General features: G+C 74.5%; 20 protein-coding genes. 12 read left to right on the top strand and 8 right to left on the bottom strand.

The window, feature by feature from the left end; all coding sequences use genetic code 11:
* Positions 1-826 (bottom strand): glycosyltransferase family 2 protein (locus Sru01_RS32300; RefSeq protein ID WP_203993804.1); only part of this gene is annotated, 826 nt, incomplete at its 3' end.
* Complete coding sequence (locus Sru01_RS32295; RefSeq protein WP_203993802.1) at positions 823-2,460, bottom strand: carbamoyltransferase family protein; 1,638 nt, start codon at positions 2,458-2,460, stop codon at positions 823-825. The genes Sru01_RS32300 and Sru01_RS32295, both read right to left, overlap by 4 nt.
* A 155-nt stretch (positions 2,461-2,615) precedes the next feature.
* Here Sru01_RS32295 and Sru01_RS32290 point away from each other — a divergent pair, with 155 nt between their 5' ends.
* Positions 2,616-3,140, top strand: a complete 525-nt coding sequence (locus Sru01_RS32290) for a D-glycero-alpha-D-manno-heptose-1,7-bisphosphate 7-phosphatase (RefSeq protein WP_239137931.1) — start codon at positions 2,616-2,618, stop codon at positions 3,138-3,140.
* Positions 3,137-4,075, top strand: coding sequence for a glycosyltransferase (locus Sru01_RS32285; protein WP_203993800.1), 939 nt, complete (start codon positions 3,137-3,139; stop codon positions 4,073-4,075). The genes Sru01_RS32290 and Sru01_RS32285 overlap by 4 nt, the downstream gene beginning before the upstream one ends.
* A gap of 13 nt (positions 4,076-4,088) precedes the next feature.
* On the opposite strand, the gene Sru01_RS32280 is transcribed toward Sru01_RS32285, so the two are convergent.
* Positions 4,089-5,318, bottom strand: coding sequence for an MFS transporter (locus Sru01_RS32280; protein ID WP_203993798.1), 1,230 nt, complete (start codon positions 5,316-5,318; stop codon positions 4,089-4,091).
* Between the two features lie 96 nt (positions 5,319-5,414).
* Between Sru01_RS32280 and Sru01_RS32275 the strand changes: the two genes are divergently transcribed.
* The 6 genes from Sru01_RS32275 (at position 5,415) to Sru01_RS32250 (ending at position 12,214) form a co-directional block, all read left to right on the top strand.
* Complete coding sequence (locus tag Sru01_RS32275) at positions 5,415-5,924, top strand: Lrp/AsnC family transcriptional regulator (protein WP_203993796.1); 510 nt, start codon at positions 5,415-5,417, stop codon at positions 5,922-5,924.
* A 24-nt stretch (positions 5,925-5,948) separates the two neighbouring features.
* The gene (locus tag Sru01_RS32270; RefSeq protein WP_203993794.1) at positions 5,949-6,461 is read left to right on the top strand and encodes a GNAT family N-acetyltransferase; all 513 of its coding nucleotides are present in this window, start codon (positions 5,949-5,951) and stop codon (positions 6,459-6,461) included.
* Between the two features lie 281 nt (positions 6,462-6,742).
* Positions 6,743-8,368, top strand: a complete 1,626-nt coding sequence (locus Sru01_RS32265; protein ID WP_239137930.1) for a cellulase family glycosylhydrolase — start codon at positions 6,743-6,745, stop codon at positions 8,366-8,368.
* Between the two features lie 243 nt (positions 8,369-8,611).
* Entirely contained in the window at positions 8,612-10,165 is a 1,554-nt protein-coding gene (locus Sru01_RS32260; RefSeq protein ID WP_239137929.1) for a M28 family metallopeptidase, read from the top strand.
* Between the two features lie 126 nt (positions 10,166-10,291).
* Positions 10,292-10,564, top strand: coding sequence for a DUF2277 domain-containing protein (locus tag Sru01_RS32255; RefSeq protein ID WP_203993792.1), 273 nt, complete (start codon positions 10,292-10,294; stop codon positions 10,562-10,564).
* Positions 10,565-11,185: 621 nt separating this feature from the next.
* Positions 11,186-12,214, top strand: a complete 1,029-nt coding sequence (locus Sru01_RS32250) for a PP2C family protein-serine/threonine phosphatase (RefSeq protein ID WP_239137928.1) — start codon at positions 11,186-11,188, stop codon at positions 12,212-12,214.
* Positions 12,215-12,224: 10 nt separating this feature from the next.
* Here Sru01_RS32250 and Sru01_RS32245 read toward each other — a convergent pair whose 3' ends face one another.
* From Sru01_RS32245 to Sru01_RS32235, 3 genes are read right to left on the bottom strand one after another with little or no spacing between them, the layout of a single operon-like run.
* The gene (locus Sru01_RS32245) at positions 12,225-13,571 is read right to left on the bottom strand and encodes a site-2 protease family protein (RefSeq protein ID WP_203993786.1); all 1,347 of its coding nucleotides are present in this window, start codon (positions 13,569-13,571) and stop codon (positions 12,225-12,227) included.
* On the bottom strand, positions 13,568-14,515 hold the full coding sequence (locus Sru01_RS32240) for a universal stress protein (protein ID WP_203993784.1): 948 nt from the start codon (positions 14,513-14,515) through the stop codon (positions 13,568-13,570). Before Sru01_RS32240 ends, Sru01_RS32245 begins: the two co-directional genes overlap by 4 nt.
* A gap of 31 nt (positions 14,516-14,546) precedes the next feature.
* A complete protein-coding gene (locus Sru01_RS32235) occupies positions 14,547-15,152 on the bottom strand; it encodes an Rv1733c family protein (protein ID WP_203993782.1) in 606 nt (201 codons plus the stop codon).
* A gap of 500 nt (positions 15,153-15,652) precedes the next feature.
* On the opposite strand from Sru01_RS32235, the gene Sru01_RS32230 reads away from it, so the two are divergent.
* Both Sru01_RS32230 and Sru01_RS32225 read left to right on the top strand, forming a co-directional pair.
* Positions 15,653-16,510 (top strand): hypothetical protein, encoded by an 858-nt coding sequence (locus tag Sru01_RS32230; protein ID WP_203993780.1) that lies wholly within the window; start codon positions 15,653-15,655, stop codon positions 16,508-16,510.
* Positions 16,511-16,649: 139 nt separating this feature from the next.
* Positions 16,650-16,847, top strand: coding sequence for a CsbD family protein (locus Sru01_RS32225; RefSeq protein WP_203993778.1), 198 nt, complete (start codon positions 16,650-16,652; stop codon positions 16,845-16,847).
* An 88-nt stretch (positions 16,848-16,935) separates the two neighbouring features.
* Here the strand turns inward: Sru01_RS32225 and Sru01_RS32220 are convergent, their stop codons facing one another.
* Together Sru01_RS32220 and Sru01_RS32215 are read right to left on the bottom strand one after the other, a co-directional pair.
* Positions 16,936-17,565: an RraA family protein gene (locus Sru01_RS32220; protein ID WP_203993776.1), complete on the bottom strand. Its 630-nt coding sequence runs from the start codon at positions 17,563-17,565 to the stop codon at positions 16,936-16,938.
* Positions 17,566-17,944: 379 nt separating this feature from the next.
* Positions 17,945-18,409, bottom strand: coding sequence for a VOC family protein (locus tag Sru01_RS32215; RefSeq protein ID WP_203993774.1), 465 nt, complete (start codon positions 18,407-18,409; stop codon positions 17,945-17,947).
* 334 nt (positions 18,410-18,743) lie between these two features.
* Between Sru01_RS32215 and Sru01_RS32210 the strand changes: the two genes are divergently transcribed.
* Both Sru01_RS32210 and Sru01_RS32205 read left to right on the top strand, forming a co-directional pair.
* Positions 18,744-20,081: a hemolysin family protein gene (locus tag Sru01_RS32210; protein ID WP_203993771.1), complete on the top strand. Its 1,338-nt coding sequence runs from the start codon at positions 18,744-18,746 to the stop codon at positions 20,079-20,081.
* Positions 20,078-21,097 carry a hemolysin family protein gene (locus tag Sru01_RS32205; protein WP_203993768.1) on the top strand — a complete coding sequence of 340 codons (1,020 nt, stop codon included), beginning with the start codon at positions 20,078-20,080 and terminating at the stop codon, positions 21,095-21,097. Before Sru01_RS32210 ends, Sru01_RS32205 begins: the two co-directional genes overlap by 4 nt.
* The last annotated feature ends 62 nt before the right edge of the window (positions 21,098-21,159 follow it).

The raw sequence follows: 21,159 nt of genomic DNA, 5'->3' as shown, positions 1-21,159 counted from the left end.
CGCGCGAACCGGGGACGCGCGGGCCGAGGGCGCGCGAACCGGGGGCGCGCGGGCCGGGGGCAAGCCGCGCGGCGAGCGCCAGCGCGGCGGCCAGCAGCCCCAGGCCGGTGGTGGCGGCGTGCCGGCGCAGCCGCCCGGGCCCGGTGCCGGCGGCGGCCCGCCAGCCCGGCCCGTGCACCCGTCGCATCAGCGCGTCGTCGGCGTTGCCGCGCTGGGCGCGGACGCTGGCCCACCACCCGTCGTCGCGGACCGGGTGCCGGGTGACCCGCTCGCCGCGCACCAGGCGGTGGCCGGCCGCGCGCACCCGCAACGCCAGGTCGGCGTCCTCCCGGTAGGCGCGGGGGAAGCGCTCGTCGAACCCGCCGGCCGCCGCCAGCGCGGCGCGCCGGTAGGCGATGTCCGCGGTGATCCAGCGGGCGCCGGCCAGCCCGGCGGTGTTGCGCTCGGCGTCGGTGGGCCTTCGCCCGCCGGGCAGCGGGACGTCGATCCGCCCCTGCGAGGCGGCCACGTCGCCGGGCAGGCCGGCCAGGTCGGCGCGCAGGTCGCGGAGCCAGGTGGGCGGCGGCACCACGTCGTCGTCCAGGAAGGCGACCCAGCCGGTGGCGGCGGCCCGCCAGCCGGCGTTGCGCGCGGCGGCCGGGCCGCGGCCGCCGCCGGGCAGCACCCGGACGTGCCCGGGCACCGGCAGCGGGTCGCCCGCGCCCGCCGGCCGGTCGTCCACCACGATGACCTCGACGCCGGGATCGGGGTCGAGGGCGGCCAGCGTGGCCGCCAGCGACGGCCGGCCGACCGTGGGCACCACCACGGTGATCTCGAGGTCGGTCACCGGAACAGGTCCCCGCGGCGGATCAGGCAGGGGCCGATCGCCAGCACGTCGATCGGCGCCGAGCCGAAGCACTCCAGCGCGTCGCGCGGATCGTCCACCATCGGGCGGCCGGCGGTGTTCAGGCTGGTGTTCACCACCACCGGCAGCCCGGTGCGCGCCTCGAAGGCCCGCAGCATCGCGACCAGCGCCGGCTCGCGTCCCTCGTCGACCGTCTGCACCCGCGCGGTGCCGTCCACGTGCACCACCGCGGGGATGCGCTCGCGCCACGGCGGCGCCACGTCGTGCACGAACAGCATGTACGGGCTGGGCAGCGGGCCGCGGGAGAAGATCTCACCGGCCCGGGAGGCGAGCACCATCGGCGCGATGGGCCGGAACTGCTCGCGTCCCTTGACGTCGTTCAGCCGCTCGGTGTTGCGGGCGAAGCCGGGGTGCGCGAGCAGCGACCGCCGGCCGAGGGCGCGCGGCCCGAACTCCGACCGGCCCTGGAACCAGGCGATCACCCGGTCGGCGGCCAGCTCCGCGGCCACCTCGCCGGGCAGGTCGGCGGGCCGGGTGTAGGGCACCCGGACCGTGTCCAGCCAGGCGACGATCTCCTCGTCGCTCCAGCCCCGGCCCAGGTCGGCGCCCGGCATCGGCGCCGCGGCCTCGCCGTGCGCGGCGGCCAGGTGCAGTGCGCCGCCGAGCGCGGTGCCGGCGTCCCCGGCGGCCGGCTGGACCCACACCTGTTCGAACGGGCCCCGCTCGGCCAGGACCGTGTTGGCCACGCAGTTGAGCGCGACGCCGCCGGCCATGGCCAGGAAGCGCTCGCCGGTGCGGGCGTGCAGCCAGCCGGCCAGGTCGAGCAGCACCTCCTGCAGGACGTCCTGCACGCTGGCGGCCAGGTCGGCGTGCTCGGCCTGCGGCGTCTCGCCCGGTCCGACCGGCTTGGCGAGCGCCCCCCACTCCACCGGCTCGGTGACGAACCCCCCGTCGCCGGTCGCGTGCACCGCCTCGCGGATCAGCGGCGCGAAGCGCGGGCTGCCGTAGGAGGCCAGCGCCATCACCTTGTACTCGTCGCTGGAGCGCAGGAAGCCCAGGTGCTCGGTCACCTCCTCGTACAGCAGCCCGAGCGAGTGCGGCAACGGCTGGGCGGCCAGCACCTCGACCTCGCCGCCCCGGTACACCCCGGCCAGGTGGGACACCGCCTCGCCGCGGCCGTCGCAGACCAGCACCGCGCACGAGTCGAACGGCGCGGCCAGCCCGGCGGAGGCGGCGTGCGCGACGTGGTGCGGTACGAACCGGACCTGGCCGGGGTCCAGCCCGGGCAGGGCGGAGGACAGGAACCACGGCGCCCGCTCGGCGAACCTGGTGCGCAGTCCCTCCCAGGCCGGGTCCTGGCCGGCGCCGCCCTCGATGACCAGGGCGGGGTCGTAGGAGTAGGCGACGGCGTCCAGCTCGCCGGGCGAGATCCCCGCCTCGGCCAGGCACCACCGGGCCGCGAGTTCGGGCGGTTCCCACGCCGAGAACGGCACCGGCCGCTTGCCGTGCTTGCGGCGGCTGAACCGCTCCTCCTCGGCGGCGGCCACCACCTCGCCGTCCACCACCAGCGCGGCGGCGGGATCATGGAAGATCGCGTTGATCCCCAGGAACTTCATGGCGTGCTCCAATCGGAGGTGGCGGAGAGTCGATACCGAGCGGAGCGCTTCTCAAACCGGACAAATCCGATCAGTGCAGGTTATTGACCTACCACCCAGGACATCGTTACTCAAAGTAGTTGTTACTTGGTCCAAGGGCCGGGTATCGCCCGGCCGTGGAGACACCCGCCACCCCCCGCGCCGTGCTCTTCGACCGGGACGGCACCCTGATCGTCGACGTCCCCTACAACAACGACCCCGAGCGGGTCCGGCCGATGCCCGGCGCCGCGGCCGCGCTCGACCGGCTGCGCCGGGCCGGGCTGCCGCTCGGCGTGGTCACCAACCAGGCCGGCGTCGCGAAAGGACTGATCACCATGCGGGAGCTGGCCGAGGTGAACGCCCGGGTGGACCGGCTGCTCGGGCCGTTCGGCGTCTGGGCGGTGTGCCCGCACGACGACGCCGACGGGTGCGACTGCCGCAAGCCCCGGCCCGGGCTGGTGCTGCGCGCCGCGGCGGCCCTCGGCGTCCGCCCGGGCGATTGCGTCGTCATCGGGGACATCGGCCGGGACGTCGAGGCGGCGCGGGCCGCCGGGGCACGCGGCATCCTGGTCCCCACCCCGGTCACCCGGCCCGCGGAGGTGGCGGCCGCCGCCGAGGTGGCCGCGGACCTGGCCGGCGCGGTGGACCTGGTGCTGCGATGAGGATCCTGTCCTGGCACGTGCACGGCTCCTGGTCCACCGCCTTCGTGCGCGGCCCGCACGAGTACCTGGTGCCGCTGGTCGCCGATCGCGGGCCGGACGGCCGGGGGCGGGCCCGCACCTTCGACTGGCCGGACGCCGCGCGCGAGGTGCCGGCCGGCCGGCTGCGCGGCGAGCACGTCGACGTGGTCGTGCTGCAGCGGCCGCACGAGGTCGAGCTGGCCGAGACGTGGCTCGGCCGCCGGCCCGGCCGCGACGTGCCCGCCGTCTACGTCGAGCACAACACCCCGGCGGGCGAGGTGCCGAAGACCCGCCACCCGCTGGCCGGCCGGGACGACATCCCGATCGTGCACGTCACCCACTTCAACGAGCTGTTCTGGGACTCCGGCCGCGCCCCCACCCGGGTGATCGAGCACGGCGTCGTCGACCCCGGCCCGCGCTACACCGGCGAGCTGCCGCGCGCGGGAGTGGTGGTCAACGAGCCGGTCCGCCGGGCGCGGGTCGCCGGCACCGACCTGCTGCCCGCCTTCGCCGCCGCGGCGCCGCTGGACGTCTTCGGCATGAAGGTCACCGGGCTGCCGTACGGCACGTTCGAGGACCTGCCGCAGCGCGAGATGCACGCCGAGCTGGCCCGCCGCCGGGTCTACCTGCACCCCTACCGCTGGACGTCGCTCGGCCTGTCGCTGATCGAGGCCATGCACCTGGGAATGCCGGTGGTCGCCCTGGCCACCACCGAGGCGGTGGAGGCGGTGCCGCCGGAGGCGGGGGTGATCTCCACCCGGGTGGCGACGCTGACCGCCGCGCTCGCCGATCTGGTCGCCGACCCGGCGCGGGCCGCGCAGGCCGGCAAGGCCGCGCGCGCCGCCGCGCTCGCCCGCTACGGGCTGGCCCGCTTCCTGGCCGACTGGGACGGCCTGCTGGCCGAGCTGGCGCGCTGACCGGCCGGGCCGGTCACCCCCGCTCGCGCGACCGGCCGAGCAGCAGGGGCAGCGGCGCCAGGGCGAGCACGCCGGACACGACGGCGACCAGCGGGAGGCCGCCGCCGCCGAACAGCGGGCCGGCCGCGAGACCGGCGACGCCGGACCCGCCCCAGACCAGCGCGTCGACCAGGCCCTGGACGCGGGTGCGCGTCCCCGCGGGCAGGCCGCGGCTCAGCAGCGCGCTGCCGCCGACGAAGGCCAGGTTCCAGCCGTAGCCGAGCAGGAACAGCGCGACCGGCAGGCCGGTGTCGTGCGCGTCGGGCATCGCGGTGGCCAGCGCGGTCGCCGCCACCAGGGCGGCCACCCCGGCGGCGATGGCCGTGCGGGCGCCCCAGCGGTCGGCGATCCGGCCGGAGATCGGGGCGAGCGCGAACATGCCGAACAGGTGCGCGCCCAGCACCCACGACACCACGCCGAGCCCGTGACCATGCTGGTGCAGCTGGATCGGGGTCATCGTCATCACCGTGACCATGGCGAGCTGCGCGGCCACCATGGCGACCAGGGCGGTGCGCACCGCCGGGCGCGCCATCACCGCCCGCACCTCACCGGCCCCGGGACGCGGTGCTCCAGCGGCGGGCGCCGGGCCGGCGTCCACGACCCCGGTCCGGCGGGGCAGGGTGATGGCGCAGGCCAGCGCGGCGGCCATCATCAGCACCGCCGCCGCCACCGGCCCGGACAGCGCGGGCGCCCCGAGCGAGCCGGCCACCGCGGCGGCCGGCGTGATCAGCGCCGGGCCGCCGAGAGCGCCCACGGTGCCGCCCCAAAGGACGGCGGACAGCGCGGTGGCCCGCCTGCCCTCCGGGTAAAGCTCGGCGGCCACGTAGCGGGACAGCTGCGCCCCGCCGTTGCCGAGGCCGAGCAGCACCATGCCGGCCAGCAGCACCGCCAGCGAGCCGGTGACCGCGCCGGCGAACCCGATGAGCGCGCCGGCCACCCCCGCCGCGTACATGCCGAGCAGGGTCCGCTTCCGGCCGAACCGGGCCATCAGGGCGCCCGAGCCGAGCGCGCCGAGCGCGGTGCCGGCCACCCCGGCCGCGCTCGGCACCCCGCTCCAGGCGGGCCCGCCGACCTCCGCCGCACCGAGGTTGGCGGCGGTGCTGCCCGCCACCATCGCGGTGTTGACGCACGCCACCCCCGCGACCAGGGCGACCATCGCCCGCGTCCGCCCGGCCGTCTCCCGTGCTGTCACTGAGATGTCCATGACCAGCGATGCTAGGAAAGGCGACCATAGAAGATGAATGCCACCGGAAAGCACCTTCCGGCGCTTCGGCAGGCACGCGAAAGGAATATGGCGGTGATGACCTTGCGCCCGGAAAGGCCGCTGGACCGGGTGGACTGGCGGATCATCGAGGAGCTGCAGGCGGACGGCCGATTGTCGTTCAAGGAACTCGCCCGCCGGGTGAACCTGTCCGCGCCGGCGGTGGCCGAGCGGGTGCGGCGGCTGGAGGACACCGGGGTGATCAGCGGGTATCACGCCCGGATCGACGCCCGCCGGGCCGGCCACCCGGTGATGGCGTTCGTGGAGATGCGATGCGCCATCGACAAGTGCCTGCTGCGGACCACCAAGGCGGCGGACCACCCGGAGATCGTGGAGATCCACAAGCTCAGCGGCGACCACTGCGCCATGCTCAAGGTGCGGGCCGCGTCGCTGGACCACCTGGAAGGGCTGCTGGAGCGGCTCTGGCAGCACGGCGGGCTGCGCTGGACGCTGGTGCTGTCCACCCAGTACGACGAGCGGCCGGTGGAGCCGCCGGCCGAGGACTACCTGCGCCCGACCAGCAGCGAGGGCTGGCGCCGGGAACGCTGAGCGGCCCGCCCGTATCATCCCGGGATGCGAATCAGGAACGGTGGCCCGGACGACGCCGCGGCCGTACTGGAGATGTTCGACGCGGCGGTGCGCCGGCTGGTCGCGGCCGGTCGCGCCGCCCAGTGGGGCACCGAGCCGTTCTCCGCCGTGCCGGCCCGGGTGGCGCAGGTCGCCGGCTTCGCCGCCTCCGGCGGCATGCGCATCGCCGAGGTGGCGGGCCGGCCGGCCGGGTGCCTGGTGGTCGGGGACGCCATGCCTTACGTGCCGCCGGCGGGCGAACCGGAGCTGTACGTGCGGGTGCTGCTGACCTCAGGGGCGTACACCGGCCGCGGCGTCGGCGCCGCGCTGCTGCGCCGGGCCCGGCAGGAGGCCGTCGCCGGCGGCAAGTCCCTGCTGCGGGTGGACTGCTGGGCCGGCGGCGACGGCCGGCTGGTGCGTTACTACCAGGAACAGGGGTTCACCCCGGCCCAGGCCTTCACCGTCGGGGACTGGCCGGGCCGGGTGCTGGAGATGCGCCTGCCCGGTCCGGCGGACTGAAAGTTTCAGCAGGTCCGGACGCCGGACGCCGGCGGGCGGGCGGCGGCGGGCCGGCGTCGTCCGAGGTGAGGGCGGGCCATCGGCAGCGGGCGGGCCCGGCCGCCGGCCGGGGGCGGGCGGCCTGCTGTACATCTTCCGGAAACGGTTCCACTATGGGCCCGCTCCCTGACCGCCGTTCCCGCGGCGCCGGGACCGGGCCTGATCCGGTCGCGGCCGCGCTGCGGGCAGGGCGGAGCTCGCACCGATGCTTAACCGGTTAATCGGCGTTTGAGAGGTAACCGATGGAACAACGAGCCCGCATGGTGCGCACGGTGACGCTGTCGCTGCTCGCGCTCCTGGTCCCCATGCTGTTCGCGGCCCAGCCCGCGAACGCCGCGGTGGGACTGCACGTGAGCGGCACGAAGATCGTCGAGGGCAACGGCAGCACGTTCATCATGCGCGGCGTCAGCCACGCGCACGCCTGGTACGCCGACAAGCTGAACTCCGCGATGGCCGGCATCAAGTCCTACGGATCCAACGCGGTGCGCGTGGTGCTCAGCGGCGGCCGCTGGGGGACCAACAGCGCCAGTGACGTCGCCAACGTGATCGCCCAGTGCAAGGCGAACAAGATGATCTGCGTGCTGGAGGACCACGACACCACCGGCTACGGGGAGGACGGCGCCGCCTACACCCTGGACCAGGCGGCGAACTACTGGGTCGGCCTGAAGAGCGTGCTGGCCGGCCAGGAGGACTACGTCGTCATCAACATCGGCAACGAGCCGATCGGCAACACCAACCCGGGCAGCTGGACCTCCGCCACCACCGGGGCGATCACCAAGCTCCGCAACGCCGGCCTGCAGCACCTGATCATGGTGGACGCGCCCAACTGGGGCCAGGACTGGACCAACACCATGCGCAGCAACGCGGCCACCGTCTTCGCCGCCGACCCGCAGCGCAACACGGTGTTCTCCGTGCACATGTACGGCGTCTACGACACCGCGGCGGAGATCACCGGCTACGTCGACGCCTCCCAGAGCGCGGGCCTGCCGCTGGTGATCGGCGAGTTCGGCTTCAACCACTCCGACGGCAACCCCGACGAGGACACCATCATGGCCACCGCCGTGTCGCGCGGCATCGGCTACCTCGGCTGGTCGTGGAGCGGCAATGGCGGCGGCGTCGAGTACCTGGACATGGTGACCGGCTTCAACACCGCGAGCCTCACCTCCTGGGGCGACCGCATCTTCAACGGCGCCAACGGCATCAAGGCCACCGCCAAGCAGGCCGCCATCTTCGGCGGCGGCACCGGGGGCGACACCACCCCGCCCAGCACCCCGGGCACGCCGAGCGCGGCGAACATCACCTCCTCCGGGGCCACCCTGAGCTGGTCGGCGTCCACCGACACCGGCGGCTCCGGCCTGGCCGGCTACGACGTCTACCGCCGGCAGGGGACCACCGACACGCTGCTCGCCCAGACCGCCACCAACTCGACCACCCTCACCGGGCTGACCGCGGCCACCCAGTACCAGGTGTTCGTCCGCGCCCGCGACGGCGCCGGCAACCTGTCGGGGAACTCGGCGCTCGCCACCTTCACCACCACCACCGGGGGCGGCAACGGCAACGGCGGCTGCTCGGCCACCGTCACCGCGCAGAGCCAGTGGAGCGGCGGCTACGTGGCCGAGGTCAAGGTCACCAACACCGGCACCGCCGCCGTCAGCGGCTGGACGGTGACCTTCACCCTGCCGTCCGGGCACGCCGTCACCGGGTCGTGGAACGCCACGGTGACCAGCAGCGGCCAGACGGTGACCGCCAAGAACGTGTCCTACAACGGTTCGCTCGGCCCGAACGCGAGCACGAACTTCGGCTTCCAGGCCTCGCGGCCGGGCGGGAACACCCAGGTGCCCGCCACCGCGACCTGCAGCGCCTCCTGACCGGCTCCTCCTGACCGGCGCGCACGCCGCGTTCCCCGCCCGGTGGCTCCGGGCCGGAACGCGGCGTGCGCGGCCGGGCGGTACTACGGCGAAGTTGAAAATGGTTCGCTTTTTACCGGTTTCCAGCAAAAGTCATAGCGAACCATCAGCCCTCTTCCCGAGACGGGTCCAACGCCGCTAGTTTCGGCGGTCAGCACAGCTCGGGGGAACTCGTTTGTCAGTGGTACCAAAGAGGAGGAACCAGTGCGTTTCACTCTCCGGATGGGCGCCGGCGTCGCCACCGCGACCGCCGCTCTCGTCCTCCCCTTGGCGCAGGCCGTGCCGGCCGGCGCCGATCCCGACCCCGCCGCGCTCGCCCGCACGGTGGCACCCGGCGGAGTCAAGGAGCATCTTCAGAAGCTGCAGGAGATAGCGAACGCCAACGGTGGCACCCGCGCCGCGGGTACGCCCGGGTACACCGCCTCGCGAGAGTACGTCGCCGCCCGGCTGAAGAAGGCCGGCTACAAGGTCACCGTCCAGCCCTTCGACTTCGCGTTCTTCGAGGAGAAGAGCAACGCGGTGATGGAGCGGGTCGCCCCCGCCCCCCGGGTCTACGCGCCCACCCCGCCGGACGGCAGCTCGGTCGGCGAGTTCGACACCATGACCTACTCCGGCGCCGGGGACGTCACCGCCGCCGTGCAGGGCGTCGACCTGGTGCTGCCGCCCTCGCCGGCGCCCAACGGCAACACCTCGGGGTGCGAGGCGAGTGACTTCGCCGGGTTCACCGCCGGCAACATCGCGCTGATGCAGCGCGGCACCTGCAGTTTCCAGCAGAAGGCCGAGAACGCCCAGGCGGCCGGCGCGGCCGGTGTGGTGATCTTCAACGAGGGCCAGCCGGGCCGCACCGACACGCTGGCGGGCACGGCCGGCGAGCCCACCGTGTCCATCCCGGTGGTCGGTACCAGCTTCGCCATCGGCCAGGAGCTGGCCGCGGCGGGCACCGTGCTGCACCTGAAGACCGACACCATCAGCGAGATGCGGACCACCGAGAACGTCATCGCCGACTCCCGGTGGGGCGACCCGAACAAGGTCGTCCAGCTGGGCGCGCACCTGGACAGCGTGCTGGCCGGCCCCGGCATCAACGACAACGGTTCGGGCAGCGCGGCCATCCTTGAGGTGGCCGAGACCCTCGCCAAGGTCCCCACCCGTAACAAGCTGCGGTTCTCCTGGTGGAGCGCCGAGGAGCTCGGGCTGCTCGGCTCGGAGCACTACGTCGCCACCCTCTCGGCGGAGGAGCAGGCCAGGACCAAGCTCTACCTCAACTTCGACATGGTCGCCTCGCCGAACTACTCGCTGATGATCTACGACGGCGACGACTCCGACGCCACCGGCGCGCCCGCCGGGCCGGAGGGGTCCGCCGAGATCGAGAAGCTCTTCGAGAAGTACTTCGACGTGCTTCGCCAGGGCCACGTGGGCACCGACTTCACCGGACGCTCGGACTACGGCCCGTTCATCGGCGTCGGCATCCCGTCCGGCGGCCTGTTCACCGGCGCGGAGGGCATCAAGACGGCCGCCGAGCAGGCCCTGTTCGGCGGTACCGCCGGCCAGGCGTACGACTCGTGCTACCACCAGGCGTGCGACACGATCGCCAACGTCAACGACAAGGCGCTCGCGCTGAACACCGGCGCCATCGCCACCGCGGCCGTGGTGTACGGCTTCAGCCGTGACCTGCCCGGCCCGGACCAGCGGCCGGCCACCGCGGCCCGGTCCGCCCTGAAGTCCGTGGCCGACCACGACCACGGCGGGCTCGACCGCTGACCTCGACCGGCACCAGGAGGTGGCCGTGTCCCCGTGCGGGGCGCGGCCACCCGCCGGTCCGACCGGGGCCCTCGCCCCGGCCTTCCGGGGTGCCCGCCGGCCACCCCGATGACGTACCGTCCAGTCATGTGCCGCAGCATCAAGACGCTCCGTGAGCCTTTCACCAGTGACGTGACCGAGGACGACGTACGGGCCGCGGCCCTGCAGTACGTCCGCAAGATCTCCGGCTTCCGGGCGCCGGCCGCCCGCAACGCGGAGGTGTTCGACCGGGCCGTGGCGGAGGTCGCCGCGGCGACCCGCGCGCTGCTGGACGAGCTGCAGGTCAGGGCACCCGCCCGGACCGCATCCGCCACGGCGGGCGCTACGGGCCCCGCCGGCGCTCCGGCCGATTCATCCTGATTAATAGTTACATAAGCCTTTTATCGTGATATGCCGCCGCTTTTCATGAGCGTTCGTTATCGGGCATCAGTAGGCGACAGCAGAATTCCACCTTGCGAACTCCAGAGGGCTGCCGGTATTCGGCGCCCGCCGGCTGAACCCAGAGTAAGGTTCGATTCATGAGCCCTTCAGAGACCTCCCGGTTCGAATCGCGCTCGGGCAGGCTCGGTCCGGCTTTCAAAGGATGAAGGCGCCCGCTTCGTAGGTGTGAGGTCGTCAGGTGCTTGCTGGAGTGTCCGCGGGGTGGTTAGCGCGCCCCGTCACGGGCGAGGCCGGCCTTCCCGCTGGTGATCGGCCGATCGGGTGCCGGCCGGACCGGCGCCGGCCCGGCGGCCCGGTGCGGCCGGCCGCGGCGGCGGGCCGCCGGTCCCGCGGCTGTGGCCGTGACGTCACATTCTCCCGCTGTTCGTGGTTTCTTCACCTTGTTACAGTGGCCGCGGTGAACCGGGCGGCCGGTAGGAAGGGCTCCGGATCGGCACCATTCCGGGGCGGCCGCCGGGTGCCCACCGATCCGGATCGAGAATCGACCGTCACGGCAGCGGAGCGCCTATGAACCGGGTGAATCGCCGAACGCAGCGGCTCATGGCCGCGTTGCCCCTCGCGTCACTGGCGGTCGTCGCGGGGGTCGATCTGCTCACCGGTCCGGATCTCGGCTACCTTCCGCTGCTCGCCCTCGGTCCCGCCTTCGCCAGCCTGGTCGGCGGGGTGCGGCGCACCGTGCTGATCGGCGTGGTCGCCCTGGTGCTCTCGCTGCTGCTCGCCGCGTACAACGGCCTGCTCGGGGACCGGCAGAGCAACATGAGCGTGATCTCGATCACCGGGGTGACCGCGGCGAGCATCCTGGCCACCGTCGGCCGGCAGCGGCGCGAGCGCGAGCTCGCCAGCGTCCGGTCGGTGGCCGAGGTGGCCCAGCGGGTGCTGCTGCGGCCGGTGCCGCGCCGGGCCGGCCACCTGCGCGCCGCGGTGTCCTACACCTCCGCCAACGCCGAGGCACGGATCGGCGGCGATCTGTACGAGGTGGTCACCGGGCCGACCGGCGTCCGCGCGATCGTCGGCGACGTGCAGGGCAAGGGGCTCGCGGCGGTGGAGACCGCGGCGCTCGTCCTCGGCGCGTTCCGCGAGGCGGCGCACGACGAGCCCGATTTGCGCGCGGTCAGCGGGCGGCTGGAGAAGGCGCTGAACCGGCGGCTGTCCGGCGAGGAGTTCGTCACCGCCATCCTGGTGGAGGCGGACGCGGGCGGGAAGCTGACGCTGCTCAACTACGGCCACCCGGCGCCGCTGATCCTGCGCGGCAACGGCACGATCGTGATGGCCGAGCCGGTGGAGAGCGCACCGCCGCTCGGCCTGGCCGTGCTGCAGGTCGAGGGACCGGACCCGCACCAGGTGCCGTTCGAGCCCGGCGACCAGATCCTGCTCTACACCGACGGCGTGATCGAGGCCCGGGACCGCGCCGGCCGCTTCTACCCGCTCGCCGAGCGTGCCTTCCTCCTCAAGGAGGACGATCCGGAGGAGGCACTGGAGAAATTGCGCCGCGACCTGGTGGCCCACGTCGACGCGCCGCTGCACGACGACGCCGCCATGCTGCTGCTGCGCTGCCGCGACGAGGGCTGATCCGCGCCGCTCAGCCGCCCGGGCCGGCGAGCGGCCGGGACGGCCGGTCGGGCGCCGGATCGCCGGACGGTCCGCCCGGCGACGCCGCCCCGTCCACCGGCCCGTTCACCGTGCGGCCTCCAGTGCCGTCCACAGTGCCGTCCACACCGCCGGCCACGGTGCCGTCCACGGTGCCGTCCGCCGGCCCGCCATCGGCCGAGGGCCGCCGGCCGGACGGCGGCGCCGCGGCGCCGCCGGGCAGGGTGGCGCGCAGCACGGCCTGCCGCAGGGCCCGGGAAAGGTCGGCGGTGGTGACCATGCCGACCACCCGGCCGGCGTCCACCACCACGGCCACCAGATCGCCGGAGAACGCGGGCACCTCCAGCACGCGCACCGCGTCGTCGTCCGGGGCGAGCCGGTGCCGGCGGTCCAGCGGCCGGGCCAGCGCCGAGATCCGGACGCCCCGGCGGCGTTCCGGCGCCGTGTCCGCCAGCGCCTCCAGCGACACCACGCCGGTGGGCTCGCCGGCGAAGTCCACCACCGGGAACACCGGCTGCCGCGAGCGCAGCGCGACCCCGGCGACGAACTCGCCGGCGTCCTGCCAGGCGGGTGCCACGTCCGGGTGCGGGGTCATCAGATCGCGGACCGACCAGCCGCGCAGCCCGTCCCGGGCCGCCCGCACCACGCCTTCGCCGCGGGCCGCGCTGCTGAGGAACCAGCCGATCAGCATCAGCCACAGCCCGCCCGCCCAGCCGAGCAGGATGAGCTCCATCGCCCCCAGCGCGATCAGCGACATGCCGAGCGTCTGACCGGCGCGGGCCGCCGCCCGGTCGGCGCGGGAACGGTCGCGGTAACCCCGCCACAGGACCGCGTGCAGCACCCGGCCACCGTCCAGCGGGGCACCGGGGAGCATGTTGAACACCGCAAGCACGGCGTTCATGAGCGCGAGCCAGCGCACCGCCGCGACCAGCAGGTCCGGCCCGGCCGACAGCAGAGCGGCCCCGCCGAACACCGCCGCCAGCAGCAGGCTGGTCAGCGGCCCGGCGACCGCCACCCGGAACTCGTCCCCCGGCGTCCTGGCCTCCTCGGAGAACTCGGTCATCCCGCCGAGCAGCCACAGGGTGATGGAGGTGACCGGCACCCCGCGCCGCCGCGCGACGATCGCGTGGGCCAGCTCGTGCGCCAGCAGCGCGGCGAGGAACACCACGGCGGTGACCGCGCCGGCCGCCCAATAGGCGACCGGCCCGCGGCCCGGCACGTCCTTGGGCAGCACCGAGCCGGCCAGTACCGCCGCCACCAGCAGGGCGATCACCAGGGTCGACCAGTGCGCCCCCACCGAGATCCCGGCGATCCGCCCCAGACGGATGCTCTGCTTCATGCCGGTCGGCCTCCTTCCGGTTCCTCGTCCCGGTCCGGCACGGGCGCCGGGTAGCGGGACCGGACCACCGCCACCGGGCAGCGCGCGTGGTGCAGCACTCCGTGGCCCACCGAGCCGAGCACCGCCGCGCCGACGGCGCCCCGTCCCCGCGAGCCCACGACGACCAGGTCCGCCGCGGCGGACGCCTCCACCAGCGCGGCGACGGGGTGGGCACGCACCATGGCGTCGCGCACCTCCACCGCCGGGTACTTCTCCCGCCACGGCCGCAGCTGCTCCTTGGCGGCCCGCAGCCCGAGGTCGTAGACGCGGTCCAGCTCGGGGGTGTAGCTGGCGAGCATGGGCAGGAACGCCGACACCTGCCAGGCGTACACGGCGCGGACCAGGGCGCCGCGCAGCGCGGCCTCCTCGAAGGCGTAGTCCAGCGCGGCCTCGGAGTAGGGCGAGCCGTCGTGGCCGACGACGATCTCCCGGCGCTCCCGGCGCTCCCCGGGCTCCCCGGGCTCCCCGGGCTCCTCGTTCCCGGCCGCCCGGACGGCCACCACCGGGCAGCCGGCGTGCCCCGCGACGCCGATCGACACCGAGCCCAGCAGCAGGCCGGCGAACCCGCCGAGCCCGCGCGAGCCCACCACCAGCACCTGTGCCTTCCCCGCCTCGGCGAGCAGTTCCCGGCGCGGGTCGCCGATGGCCTCCGCGGTCAGCACGCCGATGCCCGGCACCCGGTCCCGGGCCGCGCCGGCGGCCTCGGCCAGCACCGCCCGCGCCTGCCGGGTACGCGAGTCATGGAAGCCCGGCGGGGTGGTGAGCGGTAGGTCGAAGACCCAGGGTTCGGTGACGTGGACGATCCGCAGCCCGGTGTCCCGCCGGACCGCGTCGTCCGCCGCCCAGCGCACCGCCGCGAGCGCGGCGGGTGATCCGTCGGCTCCGACGACCACGGGCGCGCTCATGGCCACCTCCGCCCGGCCCGGGAGTGCCGCCTCACGGCTGCCGCGGCCGCCGCCACCGGTCGTGCGCGGTCGACCACGCCTCCTCCCATTCCTGGTAGCGGCGACGGTCCAGCGACCACCGTGCCAGGGCCAGCCCGCCGATGAGCAGGCCGGTGCCGCCGGCGAAGACCCCGAAGCCGGCGACCACCGCGTCCGCGACGGTCTGCGGGTGGGTACGCGGCGCGGCAGCCGGCCGCCCGGCGGCGTCGATCCACATCTTCAGCGTCGAGCCGGCCTTGGCCTGGGCGGGGACCGGTACCACCTGGCTACGCGCCCGGCCGTCCGGGGTGTGCCACATCACCTTGGCCTTGATGCCGAGGACGGCGCCCTGCGAGGTGACCGTGTCGGAGCTCGCGGCGTCCTCCAGCAGCACCGCGGTCACCCGGTGGCGCACCGCCGGCTCGACCCGCTCGGCGACCAGACCGCGCTGGTAGACGACCCGGCCGGCGAGCAGGGCCGGCCATACGGCGGCCAGCACCGCCAGCATCGTGACCAGTACGGCCACCGCCTCGATCCGGTCGGAACGCCGGCGCAGCGGGTTGCGGTCGAACCGGTAGCGGCGAACACACCGCATCGTCCACCTGGCCAAGGATCGCATGGCGCACCTCCCTGTCAGGGAATCTCCCTCCAGGGTCGGTCAGGCCCGGACGACCCCGGCAGAGGCTTACGGCGCCCGGCGGCCGGGACGTTCGGCCCTGCCCGTCACCCGCCCGTCGCCCGCCCGCCACCTGCGTCTTCTTCCGCCGGCATCGCCGGTGGCGGACGCGGTGGTCCCCTCTTTCCAAACGTACGACGCCGCGAGCCCGGCGGCGGCCCGGCCCGCCGGGGAGCCGGCCCGTTTCCCGTGGCCCGCGGCGTGCCGCGCGCTCCCGTCATGGTGGTGCCAACGGCCGGCCTCGGGACGGGCAACGATCCGGGGCGGGCGCCGGACGGGGGCCGGGCCCGCCTCCGGCCGGCTTTGCCGGGACGGTGCCGATGGGGCCACGGTGACCGGTGAGGCGATGCCTCTTGTCCAGAAATTCTGCGAAGTTTCCATACAAGCGTTGTCAGACCTGCTAAGAAGTTGCGCGGTCAGGATTTCCAGCAGAGAGGTTCGGCATGGGCCGCGACGTCACCCCCAGCCCCGACGAGGATCCGGTCAAGCAGACCGGCCCGTTCAACGTCGACTGGAGCGACGAACCGGAACCGACCGGCGGCGACCTGCTCTCCGACGGGTGGGACCGGACCAAGGACGGCGGGCGGCCCGGTGCCGAATCCCCCGACGACCAGACCCGCGTCGACCACACCCGCGTCGAGCGGGCCGCGCCCGGCGAGCCCGCGCCGGGCGACCGCGAACCGGCCGGCGACCTCGGCCTGGACGGCGAGGAACGAGACGGTGACGAGCCGCGCGGCTTCCTCGGCTCCGGCTGGACCAGCGCGGACGAGGAGGAAGAGCGCAAGCGCGGCCAGAACCGTCGCCTGGTGCTGGCGCTGGCCGCGATCGTCGTGCTGGCGGTGACCGGCGGCTGGATCGTCTCGGCCTCGGTGGGCGGCAGCCCGGAGGCCGCCTGCGCAGCACCGGCCTCCTGCGCTCCCGCGCCCGATCCCACCCTCGACGACACCACCCCGTCGGCCGGCCCGTCCCTGGAGGAGCCGGCCGACGATGCGACGGCCCCGCCGGAGGAGACGGCGGCGCCGCAGAGCCCGACGGCCGCGCCCCGGCCGGCCGCCACCCGGAGCAGGGCCGACCGGTCCCCGGCCCCGCGGCCGACGGCCACCCGTACCCGGGTCACCCAGCCCGAGCCGCGCCCGACGGCCACCGGCAACCCGCCGGAGGGCGAGCCGCGGCCGGACCGGCCGCAGGACGAGCCGTCGCCGTCGCCGACCGCGTCGTCCGAGCCGCCCGCCCGGTCGCCCGAGCCCGCGCCGAGCCCCACCCGCGACGGTGGCGGCGGCCTGCTCGACTGGTTGTTCTGACCGCTCCGCCCCGGCGACCGGCCGGGGCGCTCGCCGGTGGCCGCGGCGGACTTTGTCCCGCCTATACCAGGGGCGCGTTTATCCGCCCGCCTCCCGGACAGGCGAGGGGGTGAGAGCAGCCGAGGGGAAGGGGCACGGCATGGGAGCCGACGACAAGTTCGCGAACAAGGCCGAGGAACTCAAGGGGCGGGCCAAGCAGGGCATCGGCGACGCGACCGACGACGAGAGGCTGCGCGCCGAGGGCGAGCGCGAGGAGGCCGGCGGCAAGCTCAAGCAGGCCGGCGAGCGGGTCAAGGACGCCGCGCACGACGTCAAGCGGGCCGTCACCGGCGAGTGACCCGGACGCCGCGCGGGCGGCCCCGATCGCCGGGGCCGCCCGCGCCGTCATGTCCGGGCCGCCGTGTCCTGCCCGGACGCGGCCGGGCTCAGCGCCCGCGGCGGAGCTTGGCCATCAGGTCCTCCTTGTGGCGGTGCGCCTCGGCCAGCGACGCCCCGTCCCGCAGCGCCGAGACGACGTCCTCCTCGGCGTTGGCGTACATGTAGCAGTCGGGGAACAGGTCGGTGGAGGGCAGGGCGACGACCCCGGAGCCGTCCATGACGATCGAGGTCTGCTCGTCCACCAGCACGCCGGCGATCTCCACGGCCCCGCCCACCGAGGCGACGTGCACCTCGGGCCCGGGACCTGCGGTGGCCTCGTACAGGGCCCAGACCGGCAGGCCGAGGTCGCGAAAGGCGTTCACGTCACGCACCCCGCCCTCCACGAGCAGGCCGGCCGCCCCGCGGGCGAGCGCGGCGCGGGTGAGGATCTCTCCCCACACCGCGCCGGCCGCGGCCTGGGCGCCCGCCACGACGACGACGCGACCGGACAGGTCCTCGTCCATCATCGAGTAGAGCGGGGCCATGCCGTGCCCGCCCGGTCCTGGTTCGACCCGGACGGTCCGGGCCCGCCCGAGCAGGCCCAGCGAGCGGTGCACCGGGCGCAGCGGCGGGCTCAGCCAGCCGGTGAGCCCGCGTAGTTGTAGGACGTCCGCGATCGCGGTGGTGGGCGGAACCACGGTTGATCACCTCTTATGGAATTTCGCGATGTCACTGGCGGGTGTTCGCCGATGACGCGGCCCGGCCGGACCGGACATCCGGCCGATGGCCATGGCGGGCCGCCCGGCCGGCGCCGGCGGGCCACCGGTACGACCGGCCCCGGGAGCACCATCGACCCGGCCGGGTGGACGGCCGGGCGGTGGACGTCGCGCGAAACTTTACTCAGCGCGGCGAACTCTGGATTGGGCAAAGTCCTGTCTTACTCGGTCGGGCGGCGGCGGCATGCACAAAAAATGCCGTATCGAGCGAGTTTTCACAAGAAGGCGAGCGGCATATCCCGAACCCGCAATAGCCGCGATGACCGGGAATCCGAAAAAAATAGTCGGCGGTAGGGCCGGTTCAGTCCCGCGGGCGGCCCGCCCACCGGGCGCGCACCTCCTCGTACACCTGCTGGCCATGGGAGATCTCGATCACGTTCCCGTCCGGATCGGTCAGGGCGCACACGTACCCGACCGGCGGCGGCAGCAGCCTCGGCTCCCAATGCAGGCAGCCCATCCGCCGGGCCCGGCCGGCGATCTCGTCCACCTCCGCCCGCTCGGGCACCTCCATACCGAGGTGCGCGAACGGGGTGAGCTGGGGTCTCGGCACGCCGCGATCCTTGGCGAACTCCACCAGGACCAGGACGAACGGCTCCTCCGCCGGCCCGCGGTCGGCCAGCCAGGCGTTGCGGCCGTCGCCGTCCCGGTGCCGGGCGACCACCTCGAGCGGCGTCATGGTCGTGTAGAAGTCGATGGCCCGGTCCAGGTCGCAACTGGGTAAGGCGACGTGCGTCCAGCGCGCCCGGGTGAGCTTGGTTCCGGTCACGAATGCCTCCTCGCGCCGTTCACCGGCCCCGGCGCGGACGCCGCTTCGGGCGCTTCACCGGGGTCGCCGTTCTCCGCCTCTTCCGCACCAGGACGTTCCCGGCCTGAAGACAATTCATCCGGTGGCCGGGTGCACCATTGGAGATGGAATGAGGGATTGACCGGAGGAGTTGCGTGACCGAACACCCCGCTGACCGGGGCACGGCCGCGGCGGTGCCGGCCACCCGGGGAACGCCCGTTCCGCCACCCTGGGCGGTACCGATACGGTGTGCCCGCGGGGGACCGGACTCCACGCCAGGCCCGTCCGGCGGCCGGCCCCGCGGGAGGACGACACGATGACCGTCGACCTGGTCTTCCTGCTGGGCGCGCTGGCGCTGGTCATCGCGAACGGCGTGTTCGTCGCGGCCGAGTTCTCCCTGGTCACCGTGGAGCGCGGTGAGGTCCAGCGGCTGGCCTCGGCCGGTGACCGCGGGGCACGGGGCATTCTCGCGGCGATCCGCCGACTCTCCTTCCAGCTGTCCGGCGCCCAGCTCGGCATCACGATCACCTCGCTGCTGCTCGGGGTGCTGGCCGAGCCGGCGATCTCCGACCTGTTACGCCCGGCGGTGCACGCCGTGCCGGGCCTGCCCGAGCGCGGGGCCGACAGCGTGGCGGCACTGCTCGGGCTGCTCATCGCCACGGTGAGCCAGATGGTGCTCGGCGAGCTGGTGCCCAAGAACGCCGCGCTGTCCCGTCCCCTGGCGGTGGCGCGGCTGTCCACCCCGCCGCAGCGGATGTTCTCGGCGGCGTTCGCCCCGCTCATCAAGGCGTGCAACGCGCTGGCGAACGCCATCGTGCGCGCCGTGGGCGCCGAGCCGCAGGACGAGCTGGCCTCGGCCCGGTCGGCCGACGAGCTGAGCCTGCTGCTGACGCTGTCGGCGGAGGCGGGCACGCTGCCCACCGGCACCGCGGCCATGCTGCGCCGGGCGCTGAGCTTCGGGGACCGCACGGCGGCCGAGGCGATGACCCCGCGCACCGACTGCGTCACGGTGACCGACGCCGACACGGTCGAGGTGTTCCTGGCGCTGGCCCGCCGGGAGCGTCACCTGCGGCTGCCGGTCTCGGCGGGCGAGATGGACGACATCACCGGGGTGGCGTCGGTGGTGGACGCCTTCGCCGTCCCGGAGGCGGACCGGGCGCGGGTCCGGGTGGCCGAGATCCGCCGGCCCCCGCTGCTGGTCCCCGAGTCGCTGGACCTGGCCACCCTGCAGTCCCGCCTGTTCGAGGCGCGCGCGGAGATGGCGGTGGTGGTCGACGAGTACGGCGGTTTCGCGGGCATCGTCACGGTGGAGGACCTGGCCGAGGAGCTGATCGGCGACATCGCCGACGAGTACGACCTGCCGGAGGAGGGCTCGGCCGAGCCCGAGCACCTCCCGCTCCCGCCCGGTGCCTCCGCCACGCTCCCGGCGGTGCTGCGCGCCCACGAGGTGGAGGAGCGGACCGGCTTCCGGATGCCCGAGGGGCCGTACGAGACGCTCGCCGGGCTGCTGATCAGCCGGCTGGGCCGCATCCCGGACCCGGGGGACGGTGTGGTGGTGGACGGCTGGACGCTCCAGGCGGACGCGGTGCGCCGCCACCGGGTCGAGCGGATCATCCTCAGCGCCCCGGGTGGCGCACCGGAGGAGCACCGATGACGCTGCTGGACGCGTTCGCCGTGCTGGCCCTGCTGGCGGTCAACGGCTTCTTCGTCGGCGCGGAGTTCGCCCTGATCTCCGCGCGCCGGACCCAGATCGAACCGGCCGCCAAGGCGGGGTCGCGGCGGGCCGGGGCGGTGCTCGCCGCGATGGACTCCGTGCCGCTCATGCTCGCCGCCGCCCAGCTCGGCGTGACGCTCGCCTCGCTGGCGCTGGGCGCGGTCGGCGAGCCGGTGCTCGCGCACGCGCTGGAGCCGCTGTTCGGCGCGCTCGGCCTGCCGGCCGGCCTGGTGCATCCGTTCGCCTTCGCGCTGGCCATGTTCCTGGTGGTCTCGGCACACGTGATCATCGGCGAGATGGTGCCGAAGAACCTCGCGCTCTCCGGACCGGACCGGGCCGCGCTGTGGCTGGTCCCGCCGCTGCGCCTGGTCGCCCGGGCCACCCGGCCGCTGCTGGTGGTGGTGAACGGCCTGGCCGCGGCGGTGCTGTGGGCCCTGCGCATCCCCAAGGCCGAGGAGGTGCGCTCGGTCTACACCCCCGACGAGATGCCCGCGCTGATCCGCGAGTCGCGCCGGCACCGCCTGCTGGACCAGGACGAGTACCAGCGCATGATCGGCACCCTCTCACTGCGCGCCCGCCCGGTGGCCTCGGTCATGACGCCGATCGCCGAGGTGGTCAGCGTGCCGGCCACCACCCGCGGCATCGAGTTGCAGGCACAGGCCGGGCGGCACGGCCATTCCCGGTTCCCGGTGCATGGGGACGCGCCCGGCGAGCTGTGCGGCTACCTGCACGTGCTGGACGCGCTGAACGGGCACGCACGGGACGAGCCGCTGCCGGTGCGGGCGCTGCCGCGGGTGCCGGGCGGCACGACGCTGGCCGACGTGCTGGCCACCATGCGCAAGAGCCGCGCCCAGCTCGCGGCGGTCGTCGGTGAGGGTGGCGGGGTGATCGGGGTGGCCACCATGGAGGACGTCCTCACCGGCCTGCTGCACCACCACGACGACCCGCCCGCCTGATCCGGCCGCCTGAGGATTCCCTGAGTATTGATGCCCTTTGACCGTTTCACCCGTTTTACTGC

Origin of the sequence: Sphaerisporangium rufum, from assembly GCF_016863395.1 — a bacterium.
Taxonomy (GTDB): Bacteria; Actinomycetota; Actinomycetes; order Streptosporangiales; family Streptosporangiaceae; genus Sphaerisporangium; species Sphaerisporangium rufum.
The sequence above is the reverse complement of the archived record's forward strand: the minus strand, read 5'-3'. Positions and strand labels throughout refer to the sequence as shown.

Coding starts and splice junctions, on each gene's coding strand:
- Sru01_RS32295 (WP_203993802.1), bottom strand. CDS start 2,460: ATGAAGTTCCTGGGGATCAACGCGATCTTCCATGATCCCGCCGCCGCG.
- Sru01_RS32285 (WP_203993800.1), top strand. CDS start 3,137: ATGAGGATCCTGTCCTGGCACGTGCACGGCTCCTGGTCCACCGCCTTC.
- Sru01_RS32280 (WP_203993798.1), bottom strand. CDS start 5,318: ATGGACATCTCAGTGACAGCACGGGAGACGGCCGGGCGGACGCGGGCG.
- Sru01_RS32275 (WP_203993796.1), top strand. CDS start 5,415: ATGACCTTGCGCCCGGAAAGGCCGCTGGACCGGGTGGACTGGCGGATC.
- Sru01_RS32270 (WP_203993794.1), top strand. CDS start 5,949: ATGCGAATCAGGAACGGTGGCCCGGACGACGCCGCGGCCGTACTGGAG.
- Sru01_RS32265 (WP_239137930.1), top strand. CDS start 6,743: ATGGAACAACGAGCCCGCATGGTGCGCACGGTGACGCTGTCGCTGCTC.
- Sru01_RS32255 (WP_203993792.1), top strand. CDS start 10,292: ATGTGCCGCAGCATCAAGACGCTCCGTGAGCCTTTCACCAGTGACGTG.
- Sru01_RS32250 (WP_239137928.1), top strand. CDS start 11,186: ATGGCCGCGTTGCCCCTCGCGTCACTGGCGGTCGTCGCGGGGGTCGAT.
- Sru01_RS32245 (WP_203993786.1), bottom strand. CDS start 13,571: ATGAAGCAGAGCATCCGTCTGGGGCGGATCGCCGGGATCTCGGTGGGG.
- Sru01_RS32240 (WP_203993784.1), bottom strand. CDS start 14,515: ATGAGCGCGCCCGTGGTCGTCGGAGCCGACGGATCACCCGCCGCGCTC.
- Sru01_RS32235 (WP_203993782.1), bottom strand. CDS start 15,152: ATGCGATCCTTGGCCAGGTGGACGATGCGGTGTGTTCGCCGCTACCGG.
- Sru01_RS32230 (WP_203993780.1), top strand. CDS start 15,653: ATGGGCCGCGACGTCACCCCCAGCCCCGACGAGGATCCGGTCAAGCAG.
- Sru01_RS32225 (WP_203993778.1), top strand. CDS start 16,650: ATGGGAGCCGACGACAAGTTCGCGAACAAGGCCGAGGAACTCAAGGGG.
- Sru01_RS32210 (WP_203993771.1), top strand. CDS start 18,744: ATGACCGTCGACCTGGTCTTCCTGCTGGGCGCGCTGGCGCTGGTCATC.
- Sru01_RS32205 (WP_203993768.1), top strand. CDS start 20,078: ATGACGCTGCTGGACGCGTTCGCCGTGCTGGCCCTGCTGGCGGTCAAC.